The 15967-nt window shown below is 60.7% G+C and carries 15 protein-coding genes; 12 read left to right on the plus strand and 3 right to left on the minus strand.

Annotated elements, in window-relative coordinates; all coding sequences use genetic code 11:
- The first annotated feature begins 44 nt into the window (after positions 1 to 44).
- The 5 genes from pdeM to SPHFLASMR4Y_RS11145 are packed head-to-tail and all read left to right on the plus strand — an operon-like array spanning position 45 to position 5729.
- A complete protein-coding gene (gene pdeM, locus SPHFLASMR4Y_RS11125; RefSeq protein ID WP_089133605.1) occupies positions 45 to 773 on the plus strand; it encodes a ligase-associated DNA damage response endonuclease PdeM in 729 nt (242 codons plus the stop codon).
- A gap of 17 nt (positions 774 to 790) precedes the next feature.
- On the plus strand, positions 791 to 1933 hold the full coding sequence (locus SPHFLASMR4Y_RS11130) for an 8-amino-7-oxononanoate synthase (protein ID WP_089133606.1): 1143 nt from the start codon (positions 791 to 793) through the stop codon (positions 1931 to 1933).
- On the plus strand, positions 1930 to 2559 hold the full coding sequence (gene bioD, locus SPHFLASMR4Y_RS11135; RefSeq protein WP_089133607.1) for a dethiobiotin synthase: 630 nt from the start codon (positions 1930 to 1932) through the stop codon (positions 2557 to 2559). Before SPHFLASMR4Y_RS11130 ends, bioD begins: the two co-directional genes overlap by 4 nt.
- The gene (locus tag SPHFLASMR4Y_RS11140; protein ID WP_089133608.1) at positions 2556 to 3821 is read left to right on the plus strand and encodes an adenosylmethionine--8-amino-7-oxononanoate transaminase; all 1266 of its coding nucleotides are present in this window, start codon (positions 2556 to 2558) and stop codon (positions 3819 to 3821) included. The genes bioD and SPHFLASMR4Y_RS11140 overlap by 4 nt, the downstream gene beginning before the upstream one ends.
- Before the next feature lie 57 nt (positions 3822 to 3878).
- Positions 3879 to 5729 (plus strand): cation:proton antiporter, encoded by a 1851-nt coding sequence (locus tag SPHFLASMR4Y_RS11145; RefSeq protein ID WP_186265921.1) that lies wholly within the window; start codon positions 3879 to 3881, stop codon positions 5727 to 5729.
- On the opposite strand, the gene SPHFLASMR4Y_RS11150 is transcribed toward SPHFLASMR4Y_RS11145, so the two are convergent.
- Complete coding sequence (locus SPHFLASMR4Y_RS11150; RefSeq protein ID WP_089133609.1) at positions 5730 to 6419, minus strand: YggS family pyridoxal phosphate-dependent enzyme; 690 nt, start codon at positions 6417 to 6419, stop codon at positions 5730 to 5732.
- Positions 6420 to 6454: 35 nt separating this feature from the next.
- On the opposite strand from SPHFLASMR4Y_RS11150, the gene SPHFLASMR4Y_RS11155 reads away from it, so the two are divergent.
- A complete protein-coding gene (locus tag SPHFLASMR4Y_RS11155; RefSeq protein WP_089133610.1) occupies positions 6455 to 7030 on the plus strand; it encodes a thiamine phosphate synthase in 576 nt (191 codons plus the stop codon).
- Positions 7031 to 7052: 22 nt separating this feature from the next.
- On the opposite strand, the gene SPHFLASMR4Y_RS11160 is transcribed toward SPHFLASMR4Y_RS11155, so the two are convergent.
- Positions 7053 to 7790, minus strand: a complete 738-nt coding sequence (locus SPHFLASMR4Y_RS11160) for a hypothetical protein (RefSeq protein WP_089133611.1) — start codon at positions 7788 to 7790, stop codon at positions 7053 to 7055.
- Between the two features lie 350 nt (positions 7791 to 8140).
- Here SPHFLASMR4Y_RS11160 and SPHFLASMR4Y_RS11165 point away from each other — a divergent pair, with 350 nt between their 5' ends.
- From SPHFLASMR4Y_RS11165 to holA, 4 genes are read left to right on the plus strand one after another with little or no spacing between them, the layout of a single operon-like run.
- A complete protein-coding gene (locus tag SPHFLASMR4Y_RS11165; protein ID WP_089134842.1) occupies positions 8141 to 8590 on the plus strand; it encodes a DUF3576 domain-containing protein in 450 nt (149 codons plus the stop codon).
- Positions 8591 to 8617: 27 nt separating this feature from the next.
- The gene (gene leuS, locus SPHFLASMR4Y_RS11170) at positions 8618 to 11146 is read left to right on the plus strand and encodes a leucine--tRNA ligase (protein WP_089133612.1); all 2529 of its coding nucleotides are present in this window, start codon (positions 8618 to 8620) and stop codon (positions 11144 to 11146) included.
- Positions 11143 to 11664 carry an LPS assembly lipoprotein LptE gene (gene lptE / locus SPHFLASMR4Y_RS11175; protein ID WP_089133613.1) on the plus strand — a complete coding sequence of 174 codons (522 nt, stop codon included), beginning with the start codon at positions 11143 to 11145 and terminating at the stop codon, positions 11662 to 11664. The genes leuS and lptE overlap by 4 nt, the downstream gene beginning before the upstream one ends.
- Positions 11661 to 12689 carry a DNA polymerase III subunit delta gene (gene holA, locus SPHFLASMR4Y_RS11180; RefSeq protein ID WP_089133614.1) on the plus strand — a complete coding sequence of 343 codons (1029 nt, stop codon included), beginning with the start codon at positions 11661 to 11663 and terminating at the stop codon, positions 12687 to 12689. Before lptE ends, holA begins: the two co-directional genes overlap by 4 nt.
- Positions 12690 to 12704: 15 nt before the next feature.
- On the opposite strand, the gene SPHFLASMR4Y_RS11185 is transcribed toward holA, so the two are convergent.
- Positions 12705 to 13244: a DUF4402 domain-containing protein gene (locus SPHFLASMR4Y_RS11185; protein WP_186265922.1), complete on the minus strand. Its 540-nt coding sequence runs from the start codon at positions 13242 to 13244 to the stop codon at positions 12705 to 12707.
- A gap of 120 nt (positions 13245 to 13364) precedes the next feature.
- On the opposite strand from SPHFLASMR4Y_RS11185, the gene msrB reads away from it, so the two are divergent.
- Together msrB and SPHFLASMR4Y_RS11195 are read left to right on the plus strand one after the other, a co-directional pair.
- Entirely contained in the window at positions 13365 to 13763 is a 399-nt protein-coding gene (gene msrB / locus SPHFLASMR4Y_RS11190) for a peptide-methionine (R)-S-oxide reductase MsrB (RefSeq protein WP_089133616.1), read from the plus strand.
- An 87-nt stretch (positions 13764 to 13850) separates the two neighbouring features.
- Complete coding sequence (locus SPHFLASMR4Y_RS11195) at positions 13851 to 15965, plus strand: transglycosylase domain-containing protein (RefSeq protein WP_089133617.1); 2115 nt, start codon at positions 13851 to 13853, stop codon at positions 15963 to 15965.
- Positions 15966 to 15967: the final 2 nt, after the last annotated feature.

Raw genomic sequence — 15967 nt, forward strand, 5'->3', positions numbered from 1 at the left:
TAGAGCCGCTTGCATAGCGCCGATGTTCATCGCATAGCAGCGCCATGGTTCCCCTTCTGTTCGCCCAGCATCGCTTTGCCATCGTCGCTCCGGCGGCGCTTTACTGGCCAGCGCAAAACGCGCTGCTGGTGGCCGATCTGCATCTGGAAAAAGCAAGTTTCTTTGCCCGGCAGGGACAGATGCTGCCGCCCTATGACAGCCAGGCAACGCTGGCTGAACTGGCCGATCTGGTCCGCAACACCGGCGCGACGCGGGTCTTCTGCCTCGGCGACAATTATCATGATGGCGAGGGCGAGGCACGGCTGGAAGCAGAAGCGGCCCGGCGACTCAGCGCCATGACCGCAACGCTGGAGTGGATCTGGATCACCGGCAATCATGACCGCGATGTGGCCGGCCTTTGGGGTGGCAAGGTGGTCGACGAATGGACCGGTGCCGGGCTGGCGCTGCGCCATCAGGCCACTGCCGATAGCGCGCTGCCGGAAATATCCGGCCATTATCATCCGAAAATCCGCATCGCGACGCGCGGCCGCCATCTGTCGCGGCGCTGCTTTGTCAGGGGGCGCCAGCATCTGATCATGCCCGCTTTCGGCGCGCTGACCGGCGGCATGGCGGCGCAGGACCCGGTGATCGAGGCCTGCGTCGGGGGTCCGGCGGAAGCGATCATCGGGCTGAAGGAAAAGCCGGTCTGTTTCCCCCTGCCGTTCCGCGATAGCCCGATAGAAGCGGTCGATGACAGCCAGTTTGCATTGCCTCTGGCCACCACGGGTCGCTGACTGCTAACGGCGCATTCATGGATCGATTCAAACCCTATCGCGATCAGCTGGACGCGCTCGATCAGGCGGGTCGCAAGCGGCGGCTTCTGATTCCCGCCGGCAAGGATTTTTCCTCCAATGATTATCTCGGCCTGTCGCGCAGTCCCTATCTGAAGGAAGTGGCGCAGACCGCGATCGCCAATGGCATGGCGCACGGATCGGGTGGATCACGGTTGCTCGGCGGCAATCATCCCGAACATGAAGCGCTCGAGCAATTTGCCGCCAGCCATTATGGCGCGGAAGCCAGCCTGTTTTTCGGCTCCGGCTTTGCCGCCAATAGCGCTTTGTTCGCCACCTTGCCGCAAACCGGCGATCTGGTGCTCTACGACGCGCTGGTCCACGCCAGCGTCCATGACGGGATGAAGCTGGGCCGCGCCGCCTTCCAGCCCTTTGCCCATGGTGACTGCAATGCGGTCGAGCAGGCCATTCGGAGTTGGCGCCAATCCGGTGGCATGGGGACCGTGTGGATCGCGGTCGAAAGCCTCTACAGCATGGATGGCGACCGGGCGCCGCTGGCTGATCTGGCCCGGATCGCCGATGCCCATGACGCGATGCTTGTGATCGACGAAGCCCATGCGGTCGGCGTTTTTGGCGAGGGTGGCAGCGGTCTGGCCGGCGCCATCGGCCGCCAGGAAAACGCGATCCTGCTGCGCACCTGCGGCAAGGCGCTGGGCGGCGAAGGCGGGATATTGACCATGCCGAAAATCCTGCGCGAATTTTTCATCAACCGCGCCCGGCCTTTTATTTTCTCGACCGCGCCCAGCCCGCTGACCGCGCATCTGGCGCAGCAGGCGATCGCCCATGTTGCGAACAATCCTGCGCTGCAGGCCGGTCTGGCGGATCATATCGCGCTTGCACGGGACTGCTTTGAAGGTCTGTCGCTTGGCGACCATCAGGACAGCCAGATTTTTCCGGTGATTCTCGGTGAAGACCGGGTGGCGGTGCGCGTCGCGGCGATGCTGCAGCAGCAGGGCTATGACGTTCGCGCCATTCGCCCGCCGACAGTCCCGGCCGGAAGCGCGCGTCTGCGCGTCTCGCTGACCCTCAACGTGACGCAGGAAGACATAAGAAATCTCGCCGCCGCGCTGCACGCGGCGCTGGCGCTGGCGAAAGCGGCATGAGCCAGAAATTTGTCATCACCGGCACCGATACCGATATCGGGAAAAGTGTCTTTGCCGCAGCGCTGACCGCTGCCCTCGGCGCCAGCTACTGGAAACCGGTGCAGGCAGGACTGGCCGAAGGCACCGACAGCGAGACGGTGGCGCGGATCGGCGGCGTGGATCCCGTGCGGATCTTGCCCGAGCGCTTCCGGCTGGCGATTCCTGCCTCGCCGCATTATTCGGCGGAACAGGAAGGCGTTACCATTGGCCTCGACGATCTCGCCATCCCGCCGGTCGATGGTCCGCTGGTCATCGAAGGCGCCGGCGGCGCGCTGGTGCCGGTCAATCCGGAGCTGCTGTTCGCCGATCTCTTTGCCCATTGGGGCCTGCCGGTGATCGTCGTCGCGTCGACCCGCCTCGGCACCATCAATCACAGCCTGCTGACGATCGAGGCCCTGCGCGCCCGCGCCGTGCCGATCCACGGCATCGCCTTTATCGGCGAAGAAATTGTCGACAGCGAACAGACCATCTGCCGGATCGGCGCCGTGTCGCATCTCGGGCGCCTGCCGATGCTCGATGCGCTGACGCCGGACGCCTTGCGGGACGCGTTCGGTGCCCATTTCAACCTGGCGGACTTCGGAGCATGAGCATCAATATCTGGCATCCCTTCACCCAGCACGGGCTCGGCGAACCGATTCCGGAAATCGCGCGGGCGGAAGGCACCTGCCTGTACAAGAGCGATGGCACGCGAATCATCGACGCGATATCAAGCTGGTGGGTGCAGACGCACGGCCATTGCCATCCGAAAATCACTGCCGCCATTCAGGCGCAGAGCGCCAAGCTGGACCAGATGATCTTTGCCGGATGGACACATGGCCCGGCGCAGGAACTGGCCGAAGGTCTTGCCGATTTTCTGCCGGATTCGCTGGAGCATATCTTCTTCTCCGACAGCGGCTCGACCGCGGTCGAGGTCGCGCTGAAAATGGCGCTCGGCTATTGGCACAATCGCGGCGAGGTACGCCAGAAAATCCTGGTGATGGAGCATAGCTATCATGGCGATACGATCGGCGCGATGTCGGTCGGCGCGCGCGGCGTGTTTAACCAGGCCTATGCGCCGTTGCTGTTTGATGTCGGCACCATTTCCTTCCCCGAAGCGGGGGCCGAGCAGCAGACGCTCGACCAGCTGGAGGCCTTTAGCACGGACTGTGACAATGCGCCGGCCGCGCTGATCGTCGAACCGCTGGTTCTCGGTGCGGGCGGGATGAAGATGTACAGCCCTGCAATTTTGGCGCAAATGGCGGCAATCTGCCGGGAACATGATGTATTGTTCATTGCCGACGAGGTCATGACCGGCTGGGGCCGCACCGGCACCGTCTTTGCCTGCGAACAGGCGGGCGTCGAACCGGATATATTGTGCATGGCCAAGGGGCTGACCGGCGGCGTCATCCCGCTGGCGGTGACCGCTGCCAGTGATCCGATCTATCAGGCGCATTATTCTGAAGACCGCGCACAGATGTTCTTCCATTCCAGCAGCTTCACCGCCAATCCGATCGCCTGCGCAGCGGCCAATGCCAATCTGGCGATCTGGCGCGACGAACCGGTGCAGGAGCGGATCGACGCCATCATCGCCTCGCATCAGGCCTTTGCCGAGCGGCTGAAGCAAAAGTCCAATGTCAGCGGATTGCGCCAGTGCGGCACCATATTGGCCTTTGAAATCGACGATGGCGCGGGCGACTATATGTCCAGCCTCGGCCCGCAGCTCCTCCGTTTTTTCCGGGATCGCAACATTTTACTTCGGCCGTTGGGCAATACGATCTACATCATGACACCTTATTGTATAAGCCGCGAGGAACTGGATTCCGTCTATGGCGTTATTGAGCAAGCGATTGGCCATTTCGGCAGCACCTGATCCCCGGGTCCCGGAAAGTTTTTTGCATAAGGGCGAAAAACCCGCCAAGGATAGATCATGGAAATAATAGATTCACTGATGGTCAAGATTGCGCTGATCGGCCTGCTCGGCATCGGCGCGCAATGGATAGCCTGGAGAACGGGTCGCCCGGCCATCGCGCTGATGCTGATCGTCGGCATTATCGCTGGTCCGGTTCTGGGCATTATCGATCCCGAACGCGATTTCGGCGCGCTGCAGGAGCCGATCATCAAGCTGGCGGTCGCGGTGATCCTGTTTGAAGGCGGCCTCAGCCTGAACTTCCGCGAACTGCGACAAGCAGGCGGCGCGGTTTCGGCGATGGTGCTGGTCGCCGGACCGATTGCCTGGGTCCTGGGCACTGCGGCGGCGCATTATGGCGCCGGCCTGTCCTGGGAAATATCGGCGCTGCTCGGCGGGATCATGATTGTCACCGGGCCGACCGTGATTGGTCCGATGCTCCGCACCTTGCGCGTGCCATCCCGGGTCCGCAACATCCTGAAATGGGAAGGCATTGTGAACGATCCGATCGGTGCACTGCTCGCGGTCGGAATCTATGCCTATATCACCTATGAAGGTGCCGATGCCAATATCGCGGTCATCAGCATGGATGTGCTGGCCGCCTCCTTCATCGCCGCATTGATCGGTGCAGGCCTTGGCTTTGCGCTGACATGGCTGTTTCCCAGAGGGCTGGTGCCCGAATATCTGAAAGCCCCCTTTCTGCTGGTCACCGTGATCGCGGGCTTTGTCATTGCCGACCTGATCAAGCATGAAACGGGGCTGATCACGGTCACGGTCATGGGCATTGTCATGGGCAACCGGCAAATCTACTCGAGCCAGGCACTCTACCGGTTCAAGGAAGATCTGGCGGTGTTGCTGATTTCCGGCGTCTTCATCATCCTTTCGGCCACCCTGGACTGGGAAACGGTGCAGCAGTTCCGGCCACAATTTGTCATTTTCCTGATATTGCTTTTGTTCATTGTCCGGCCGGTTTCGGTGCTGGTCGCCCTGCTGTTCAGTTCGGTGCCCTGGCGCGAACGGTTGTTCATCGCCTGGATTGCCCCGCGCGGTATTGTCGCAGTCGCGATCACCGGCCTGTTTGCGATCCGCCTGGTCGATTACGGCATGCCGGGTGCGGAGGCGCTTGTGCCGCTCAGCTTTGCCGTCGTCATTGCGACCATATTTGCCCATGGTTTTTCCGCATCCTGGGTGGCCGAGCGACTGGGCATTTCCGAAGGCAAGGGCGAGGGCGTGTTGATTGCCGGCGCCAACCGCTGGTCGATCGCGCTGGGCAAGATGCTTAAATCTCTCGATATCCCCGTTCTGGTAACCGACGGCAGCAAGTTCGCCCTGCGCCGGGCCCGCAGCGAGGGGCTGGATATCCACCATGGCGACGTGCTCGACGAAGCGCATAATGACAATATCGACATGGGCGAGTACCAGCATCTCATTGCCGCCACCGACAATGATAGCCAGAATCAGCTGATCACCGCCGATCTGGGCCCGGAGATGGGCTATGAACAGATCAGTCGGCTGGCCAATGACAGCCAGAGCAAGAGCCGGGTTGGCCGGGGCCGTCTGTTATTCGAATCCGGTTCCGATTTCGGCACGTTGCTCGATCGTGATCTGGCCGGCTGGCGGTTCAGCAAGACCAATATCACCGAGAAATTCACAGCCGAAGACTATCGCAAGAACCTGGACAAGGACGAGGAACCACTTGCGGTCTTCAAGCCGGACCGGCGGCTGTTATTCTTCGCCACGGATGCCCGGCCGGTCATCGAAAATGGCGATGTCGTGATCAGCTATGTTGCTGCCGACACGCCGGAGGAGCGCAAGGCGGACCGGGCGGCCAAGGACAGCGAGAAGAACGGCGAAAAGAATAGCGAAGGCTGATTATCCGGCCGGTGTCGTCCGCGGACCGAACAGCGCGGTACCGACCCGGATATGGGTAGAGCCCAGCTTGACCGCTTTTTCAAAATCTCCCGACATGCCCATGCTCAGGCCGTCCAGTCCCGCCTCGCGTGCCAGTTTGGCAAGCAGGGCGAAATAGGGGACCGGATTTGCATTGTCCGGCGGTACAGCCATCAGGCCGACGACCTCTATTCCGGATGACCGGGCCTGGTCGAGCAGGTCTGGAACAGCCTTGATATCGCAGCCACCCTTTTGCTGTTCCTCACCGATATTGACCTGCAGAAAACAGGGAATGTGGCGCTCCTGCCGCTTCATTTCCTTCGCCAGCGCCTTGATCAGCGAGGGGCGGTCGAGCGAATGAATATAATCAAAAAGAGTGACTGCTTCACCCGCCTTGTTCGATTGCAACTGGCCGATCATATGCAGTTCGATATCCGGATAGTCCGCTTTCAGCGCCGGCCATTTCTCCATGGCTTCCTGCACCCGGTTCTCCCCGAAAAGACGGTGACCGGACTCCAGCAGCGGCCGGATTTCGTCGCCGCTGCGGGTTTTCGACACCGCGATCAGCGCGATATCCGACGGCTTGCGGTCGGCTATTCCGGCCGCTTTGTCGATTTTGCTGCAGATCTCTTCAAGGGGGGAATATGCCAAGGGTGAATCTCTCTCAATCATTCTCTTTCGCCAGATGTGCGTCTATAGGCGTGCTTATGTTGCGAGACCAGCCCCGCCCCCATTTGCCCGACCAGACGGGTGCGACCCTGCCGACGCTATGGCTGTTCACCGACGAACGTAATGATGCTTTGCTCGAGCAAAGCATCCGGAAACTCCCGCGCGGTTGCGGCATTGTCTTTCGCCATTATCATTTGCCGGAAGCCGAACGGCGCGTGCGATTTGAAACCGTCAGGAAGCTCGTGCGGCGGCGTGGTCATGTGCTGCTTCTCGCCGGATCCGCTTCACTGGCACGGGCCTGGAAAGCCGATGGCCTGCACGGCCGGACAGGACGCCGGACGCTGGTGCATGGACTGTTGCACAGCGCCCCGGTGCACAATGGCAGGGAGATTGCACAAGCCAATCGCGCCGGCGCCGACCTGTTTTTTCTGTCCCCGATATTCACGACCCGTTCGCACCCCGGCCAACGGCCCTTGAGTCCCCTGCAAACCCGTCGACTGGCGGCGATGTGCCATGGCCCGGTGATCTATCTCGGCGGAATGAACCGGCATCGCTATCACGCGCGCAAGAACCGGCTGTCCCACGGATGGGCAGCAATTGACGCTTTACGTTGATTATTGCGCTGGCTCTGCTCTGTTAGAAGCGGAACTGGGTTCCGACATAGACGGCCTGGCTATCCTGACGGCTGTCGGTCAGCGGGGCCATCCGGTCACGCTCGTTGTTGATCCGGACACCAGCGGTCACGTCGAGATTACGGGTCAGCGAATAGCTGCCGCCGACATCGAGCGTATAATCTTTCTGGCTGGCGTCGAGAGCGCGCGGCGCAGCGTTGATCGGGGCCGAAGCATCGATCGACATGCGCGGATTGAAACGGCTCTTCTTGCCACCCTCTTCCTCGCCCAGCAGTCTTTCACCACCGATTTCCGAAAGATCGGGCATATTGCCGTTCAGTTTCTTGACCGGAATTGCGAAGCTCTTCAGACCTTTTGCAGCACCGAGGCTATAGGAAACGGGAGCGATCTTTGCCGCGCTTGCGACGCCCGATCCGGGGGCGGCAGCGAGAATATTTTCGCGAATCGAAACCGCGTCTGATTTCTGGCGAACCACCACAGTGACCGAACGTTCACCATCGCGGGTGCCGCCGGACGGAGTAAATTTGAAACTCGCGTTGCCACGCAAGGCGCTGATATTATACTTGGCCACCAGGTCAGGATCGGCACCGGCCACGGTAAAGGAACCGATCGATCCAAGCGTCTTCAGCGATACCAAATCGCTGTCGCCGGAAATCACCTTCGCCAAAGCAGGAGTCATGGCGAGGCCAGAGACCGCGAGTCCCGTCGCTAACCAACCGAAATGACTGACCTTTTTCGCCATGATGAAGCCGCTTCCCTTAATTCTGGCTTTGGATATAACAAATTCCGTTGAACTACACGAGTCAACATCCTGTTTTTGTCCGATTTTCCCAAACTAGCAATTTTCTGTTGCAGTTCGGTTACGCTTTTGTCCGGACATGGTTTCACTTGCTAGCATGAAAAACATGAACCAGAGATGATTTCACGGCCATTCAACCGGCGTTCAGTCCGCGCCGCACAAGAGCGATTCATGCGCTTATGCTTGCCCCTCGCGGCAAAGCATTTATAGAGAGCGCTGAAATGATTTCATGTCCGGAACAAATCCTGCGAAAAAGATTTCGTGCCGGCGCTAAATGCAACCAGGAGCGCTTCATGTCCCGCCTCAAAACATCCTCATTCCTGCGGTCTGCAACCGCCAGCCTGCTGACATTGTCGCTGCTTTCCGCTTGCGGCGGCAAAGAGCGGCCGCAGGCTGATCTGGCGGCGTCCCAGGTCACCACCATCGGCGTGAACAGCTATTTGTGGCGCGCATCGCTCGATGCCCTGTCCTTCATGCCGTTGACCCAGACCGACAGCAACGGCGGCGTGATCCTGACCGACTGGTATGTGAACCCGCAAAATCCGGGCGAGCGAATGAAGATCAACGTTTCGATTCTCGACCAGGATCTGCGCGCCGACGCCCTGCGTGTCGCTGCTTCGCGGCAGGTCGCACAGAATGGCACCTGGGTGGATGCGCCGGTCAAGGCCGCGACCACGCAGAAGCTGGAACAGATCATCCTCACCAAGGCCCGCGACCTGCGGCGCGGTGCGATCACCAACTAAACCTTCCTGCCACTTCATGGGGCCGCAATGACCGATCAGCGATTCAATCCACTGGCGGCGGACAAACGCTGGCAAGAGCGCTGGTCAACCGCCGGCACTTTCGAGGCGGATGACGCCAGCAGCAAGCCGCGCAGCTATGTGCTCGAGATGTTTCCCTATCCCTCGGGCCGCATCCACATGGGCCATGTCCGCAACTATACGATGGGCGACGTGCTCGCCCGCTTCCGGCGGATGCAGGGTTTTGAAGTGCTCCATCCGATGGGCTGGGACGCCTTCGGCATGCCGGCGGAAAATGCGGCGATGGAAAAGAAGGTCCATCCCGGCGAGTGGACAAGAGCCAATATTGCCTCGATGCGCAGCCAGCTGAAGACTCTGGGCTTTGCCTTCGACTGGAGCCGCGAACTGGCGACCTGCGAACCGGACTATTATGGCCAGGAACAGGCGCTGTTCATCGACCTGTTCGAGGGCGGTCTGGTCTATCGCAAGGAATCGGCGGTCAACTGGGATCCGGTCGACATGACCGTGCTCGCCAACGAACAGGTGATCGACGGCAAGGGCTGGCGGTCCGGTGCGCAGGTTGAAAAGCGCAAGCTCAGCCAGTGGTTCCTGAAGATCACCGATTTTGCCGAGGATTTGCTCGCCGGACTGGGTGACCTCAAGGGCTGGCCGGAAAAAGTGCGGCTGATGCAGGAAAACTGGATCGGCAAGTCGCAGGGTCTGCAATTTCATTTCGCTCTGGCCGAAGCGCAGGGCGATATCGCCAGCGTCGAGGTCTTCTCGACCCGGCCGGACACGATTTTCGGGGCCAGCTTTGTCGCGCTGTCGGCCGATCATCCGCTGACCCAGAAACTGGCCGGCCAGAACGAAGCGCTCGCGGCCTTCGCCGAAGAATGCAAGGCAGGCGGCACCACGGCAGCCGAGCTCGAGACGATGGAGAAAAAAGGCTTCGATACCGGCCTGACCGTCACCCATCCGCTCGATCCCGACTGGCAACTGCCCGTCTATGTCGCCAATTTCGTGCTGATGGATTATGGTACCGGCGCGGTTTTCGGCGTGCCGGCGCATGACCAGCGCGACCTCGATTTTGCCCGCAAATATGGTCTGCCGGTCAAACGCGTGGTTTCCGACGGCGAGGAAACAGCCGCGAAATATGTCGGAAATGAAGCCTATACCGGTCCGGGAAAAATCGTGAACAGCGCATTTCTCGACGGCCTGACCGTCGAAGCGGCGCAGCAGACGGTGATCGATCGCGCGCAAGTCGAAGGCTGGGGCAAGGCCCAGACGACCTGGCGGCTGCGCGACTGGGGCGTTTCGCGGCAACGTTACTGGGGCACGCCGATCCCGATCATCCATTGCGATGACTGCGGTCCGGTGCCGGTGCCCAAGGACCAGCTTCCCGTCGTCCTGCCGGAAGATATCGATTTCGAAACGCCGGGCAATCCGCTCGAGCGGCACGCAACATGGAAACATATTGATTGCCCGAAATGCGGCAAGGCGGCGCTGCGCGAAACCGATACGCTCGACACCTTTGTCGACAGCAGCTGGTATTTCCTGCGCTTTGCCAGCCAGCCGGACGACCGGCCCTTTGATCCGGAAGTGGTCAAGCAATGGCTGCCGGTGACGCAATATATCGGCGGCGTCGAACATGCGATCCTGCACCTGCTTTATGCGCGTTTCTGGACGCGGGCGCTGGCGAGCATCGGCAAGCTGGATTTCGCCGAACCGTTCGAGAGCCTGTTCACCCAAGGGATGGTGACGCACGAGACCTACAAGCATGGCGACGGCAGCTGGCTGTCGCCCGACGAGGTCGAGAAAAACGGCACCGACTGGACGGTGATTGCCGACGGGTCGCCGGTCACCACCGGCCGGGTCGAGAAAATGTCGAAGTCGAAGAAAAATGTCGTCGACCCCGATCCGATCATCGAACAATATGGCGCCGATGCGGTGCGTTTCTTCATGCTCTCCGACAGCCCGCCCGAGCGCGACCTGCCCTGGTCCGAAGCGGGCATCGAGGGTAGCTGGCGCTTTGTCCAGCGGCTCTGGCGCCTGTTTATATCCGTCGAGTTCGAAACGCTGGAAAATGAAGATGTAAAAGTTCGAAGAAAGCTAAATCAAACTATCAAGGGTGTCGCTGACGACGTGGAAGCCTTGGCCTTTAATAAGGCCGTTGCGAAAATTTTTGAGCTAGTCAATCTCGTAGAAAAAGCAAATCCGTCTGCCGATAAACGAGAAGCGATCAAGGCGCTCGCCCGGATAGTCGCGCCGATGGTGCCGCATATTGCCGAGGAAGCCTGGGCCCTGTTCGGTGAAAGCGGCCTGATCGCCAACGCGCCCTGGCCGGAGGTGGACGAAAGCCTGCTGGTCGATGATGAAGTGACGATCGCGATTCAGGTGCGCGGAAAGTTGCGCGATACGATGACCACGGCCAAGGGCAGCAGCAAGGATCGGCTCGAAGAGCTTGCTCTCGCCTCCGAGAAGGTGCAGCGTAGCCTCGATGGAGCCGCAATAAAGAAGGTAATCGTCGTGCCCGACCGACTGGTCAATATCGTCATATGACATCCCTGATCGCCCGGATCACGCTGGCCGTGACATTGTCGGCGGTGCTGGCCGGCTGCAACCTGCGGCCGCTCTACGCCGGCGGCACGAGCGGTGTGGTCGCGCAGGAGCTGGGCCAGGTCGAGATCGAACCGATTGCCGGCAAGGCAGGCTGGCTGACCCGCAATGCACTGAAGGACCAGCTGGGCGCGTTCGAGGGACAGCAGGCCAAATATCGCCTGACCGTCGCGCTGGAAGACAAGATTGCCGGATTCGGCGTGCGCAGCGATGACCGGATCACCCGCGAACGCAGAACCCTGCGCGCCCGCTATCAACTGGTCCGCATCTCCGATTCCGTGGTCGTTCTCGATGCCACAGCCGGTTCGGATGCCGGCATCGATGTGGTGTCATCGGAATATGCCACGCTGGCCGCCGAAGATACGGCACTGGAAAACCTGGCGACGCGCGTGGCCAACCAGATCGTAACCCGGCTGTCCCTGTTTGCCCGGAATGAGGCCAGCGCGTCGCCGCAGCCATGAAGGCGAAGCCGGAAGAGATTGTCAGGCGTTTTCATGCCGCTCCCGATCAATTTCGACTGGTCCTGCTGTGCGGCCCGAATGTGACCCGCTGCCAGGCGCTGGTCGAGGAGCTGGTCAAACCGCTGGCGCAAAGTGCCGAGCGGGTAGACCTGACAATCAGCGATATTACCGATGGCCCCGCGCGGCTCAACGACGAAGCCAATTCCGCATCGCTGTTCGGCGACAAGCGCTTTCTGGTATTGCGGCTGAACAGCGGCGAAGCGGTCCGCGCGACTGCGGCGATAGACAATCTGCTGGCGAGCGACACCGCCGGCGATCCGGTATTTGTCATCGCACCCGGCATGGGCGACAAAACCGCGCTGGCCAAGACCATTATTGCGGCGCCGGATGCCCTGATCGCAACCTGCTATGAAACGACACCCCAGCAGGCAGCGGCGGAAATCCTGACCATGGCCCAGACCGAAGGCCTGCGACTGAGCCGGGAAATGGCCCAGGAAATCGCGGCCCTGACCAGCAATGATCTGGTTCTGGCCCGTCTGGAAGTCGAAAAAATCGCGCTCTACCTGGATGCGTCAGCGGATAATCCGATGACCCCGGAAGCGGATATTCTGCTTCTGCTCGGTGCCGAGAATGACGAAGAGGATATCAACCTGCTGATCCACGCCGCACTCAATGGCGATGCAGCGCGGCTGGCACGGGAAATCGCCGCTACCCGCGCGCAGGGTATCAGCGAAATCGGCCTGATCCGGATCATGCTCCGGCATCTTGCCAAGCTCGCGGAATTGCGCAGCAAGGTGGACAAGGGCGGCAATGTCGATTCCGTCGCCAGTCACCCCAGCGTCTTTTTCAAGGAGCAGAAACATTTCAAGCGGCAGCTGCGAATCTGGTCATCCGCCCATATCGCGCGGCTGATCGAACGAATTCTGCAACTGGAGATTGTCATGAAAAGCAGCGGCCAGCCGGACCAGGTGCTGCTCGAGGAAGAACTGCTGCTGATTGCCCGGAAAGCCGCCAGCGGACGCTAGCACCGGCGGACGGGTTCACTCATAATCAGCGGTAATCGCGATCCGGCCACGGAACCGGCCATTTGCATCGCCACGGACGCGCAATTGACCACCGAAGGAAAAGGTCAGCCGTCCGGACGGATCCAGTCGTGCCAGCGTCGGCAGATTGGTTTGCAGCCGCTCCAGCTCGGCCGTCGAACCATTGGGCGCGCTGAGCTGAATCCGTTCGGGCAGGAATATCCGCACGCTGCGGCCCGGTTCGCCGGTCAGACGTCCTTCGCCGTGCAACGCCATGCCGCCAAGATTGGCAATACTGCCCCGGATTTGCCGGTCGCCCGACATAGGATCGATACTGACCACGCCGCCGCTGCTGCTCAACAGGGCCATGCGGGAAAAATCCAGATTGGCGGTAATTTCGATCTGCAGCGGAATTTCCGGCTTCCCGGCCGCCGTTCCGGAGGATCCGTCAGGCGGGGCACTGGCGGCGCACAGGCGGCATTGCGCCTGCAATTCCGCCGCCGGAATCGCAAGGGAAGCGCAGACCATTGCTGCATTCAGCACAAGTTTTACCGCCATCTTCATAATCCGCCATTTTCGCCGGATATGCCTAATATCCGGTTAAGCATAAGGATTGGCGCCCGGGATGGCCTTTTCAGATGCCTTGACCGTCCGCGATCAAACCCCCATTTAGCGACTATGGAAAAAACAATATTGAGCGACGAGCAATGGCGGCAACGGCTGTCTCCGGAGCAATATCACGTACTCCGCGAAGCGGGCACCGAGCGGCCCTTTACCGGCGCATTGAACACCGAATATCGAGACGGTGAATTTTTCTGCGCCGGCTGTGGCAGCAAATTGTTCGAGTCAGACAGCAAGTTCGACAGCGGTTGTGGCTGGCCCAGCTTTTCCGCGCCCGCCGATTCCGAAGCGGTTACCGAGATCGAGGACAATAGTCATGGCATGCGCCGGATCGAGATACGCTGCTCCACGTGCGACGGACATCTTGGCCATGTCTTTCCCGATGGGCCGACCGAAACCGGCCTGCGCTATTGCATGAATAGCGCGGCCATGGCGTTCGAACCCAAAGACGACTGACTTTTTTCTGTGCTTCCCTGTTCAGCCTACGGTAAGGCACCGGAACGCTAGAAAAATTCTGGTTTGGTATTTAGTGGGTGGATCAATATGGCGCGGGCCAGAAAACGCAGCAACAAACAGGGTCCCATCCGCAAATGGCTTTGGCGGCTGACCAAGGCCGGTCTGGTCGTCGGACTTCTCGCGGCTATTGCCCTGGTGGTTGCGGTTCTGGTGGTCCGCTCTTCGCTCCCCGGCTTCGAGGATCTCAAATCCTCTCCCAACGGCCAGATGATACGGGTTCTCGACGTTAACGGCAAAGAGCTGTTTTCCATGGGGCCGAGCTACGGCGAATGGCTGCCCTATGCGGAAATTCCGGAAGTCATGAAATCCGCCATGGTCGCGGTCGAGGACCGGCGCTACGAAATCCATCCCGGCGTCGACCCGATCGGCATCGCGCGATCGCTTCAGGTCAGGATGCAGCGTGGCCATTGGGCGCAGGGCGGTTCCACCATCACCCAGCAGCTCGCCCGCAACGTATTTCTGAACAACAACCGGACCTTTGGCCGGAAAGGCCGGGAAATATTGCTCGCGCTGGCGATGGAGCGGAAATTTTCCAAGGAACAGATTCTCGAACTCTATCTGAACAAGGTCTATTATGGCGGCGGTGCTTATGGCATCGACGCGGCATCACGGCGTTTTTTCGCGCATAGTGCAAGAGACCTCAACCTGGCCGAGGCCGCGATCATCGCCGGTCTGGTCAAGGCACCATCCCGCTATTCACCCACCGCCGACGCGACGGCTGCGATCGGGCGGGCAACCGTGGTGCTGGAAGTGATGCAGGACGCCGGAGCGATAAGCGCCTCGGAAGCGGCAAAGACCAACCCTGCATCGGTCAAGCTGGCCCCCGAACCCCGGCAGAACAGCGTCCGCTATTTCACCGACTGGGCGTTGCCGCAGCTCGACCTGCTGATCGACGAGAGCGTTGAACCGATCGAGGTCTGGACAACGCTGGATCTCGACATGCAGCGCGTCGCCACCGCGGCGATCCAGTCCGGTGTACCGGCCGGCGCCCAGGGCGCGCTGGTGGCGATTGACCGCGACGGCGCAGTACGCGCCATGGTCGGCGGCACCGACTATGTGACCTCCAATTATAACCGGGCCACCCAGGCCGTCCGCCAGCCCGGATCGGCGTGGAAAGTGTTCGTCTATATGGCGGCGCTGGAAGCGGGCTATACGCCCAATGACACGGTGACCGACGAACCGATCACCATCGGCAACTGGACTCCGCGCAACAGCGGTGACCGCTACGCCGGCGACATTGATGTCCGCACCGCTTTCGCCTTTTCCAAAAATACCGTCGCCGCAGCAATCGGCAATGATATCGGCACCTCGTCGATCGCCAATATGGCGCGGCGTTTCGGGATCACCACCCCGATCAACACCAACCCGTCAATGGTGCTTGGAACGTCCGATGTGCGGCTTCTTGACATGACCCGCGCCTTTGCTTCGATCAGCGGCAAGGGCATTGCGATCACACCCTTCGGAATCACCAAGGTGCAGACGATGAACGGCGATGTCCTGTACCAGAGCAAATTCGACGGCAGTCGCGTGCTGGTTGACCCCTGGGTTGCCGCCGGCATCACCGACCTGATGCAGACTGCGGTTGCCACCGGCACCGGCCGGGCTGCCCAGATCGGCAGGCCGGTTGCCGGCAAGACCGGAACCACCAGCAGCAACAAGGATGGCTGGTTCCTCGGCTTTTCCAGCGGACTGACGACCGGTGTCTGGATGGGCCGTGACGATGCCAAGCCGGTTGGCGGATTGCAGGGTGGCCGGGCGCCGGCCAGCGTCTTCGCGCAATTCATGAAAATGGCTGTCGCCAATCGCAAGGTCGAGAAGTTCGATACGGAACTGGTCTTGCCGGAATGGCAGCTGGAACCGGATGAAGACGAGCTGTTCGGCGCGCCCGAAGACGGCATTTATGTGGATGAAAACGGCATGCCGATCGAAACCGGTCGCGGGATCGAATATGATCTGGAAGGCGGGGAAGCGGCCGATAGTCCGCGACTCGATCAGGACTGGATCGATTCGGTCCTCGGTCGCGGCGAGGATCCCGGACCGCGCAAGCCGGAACCCGCGCCGGCCAAAAGACCCAAGCCACAGCCACCGCAAAACCCGCCCGAGTCCCTGCTCCCCGAAGGGGCCAGACTGGAACCGCAATAGCC

The sequence above is a fragment of the Sphingorhabdus sp. SMR4y genome (genome assembly GCF_002218195.1).
Lineage (GTDB): Bacteria > Pseudomonadota > Alphaproteobacteria > Sphingomonadales > Sphingomonadaceae > Parasphingorhabdus.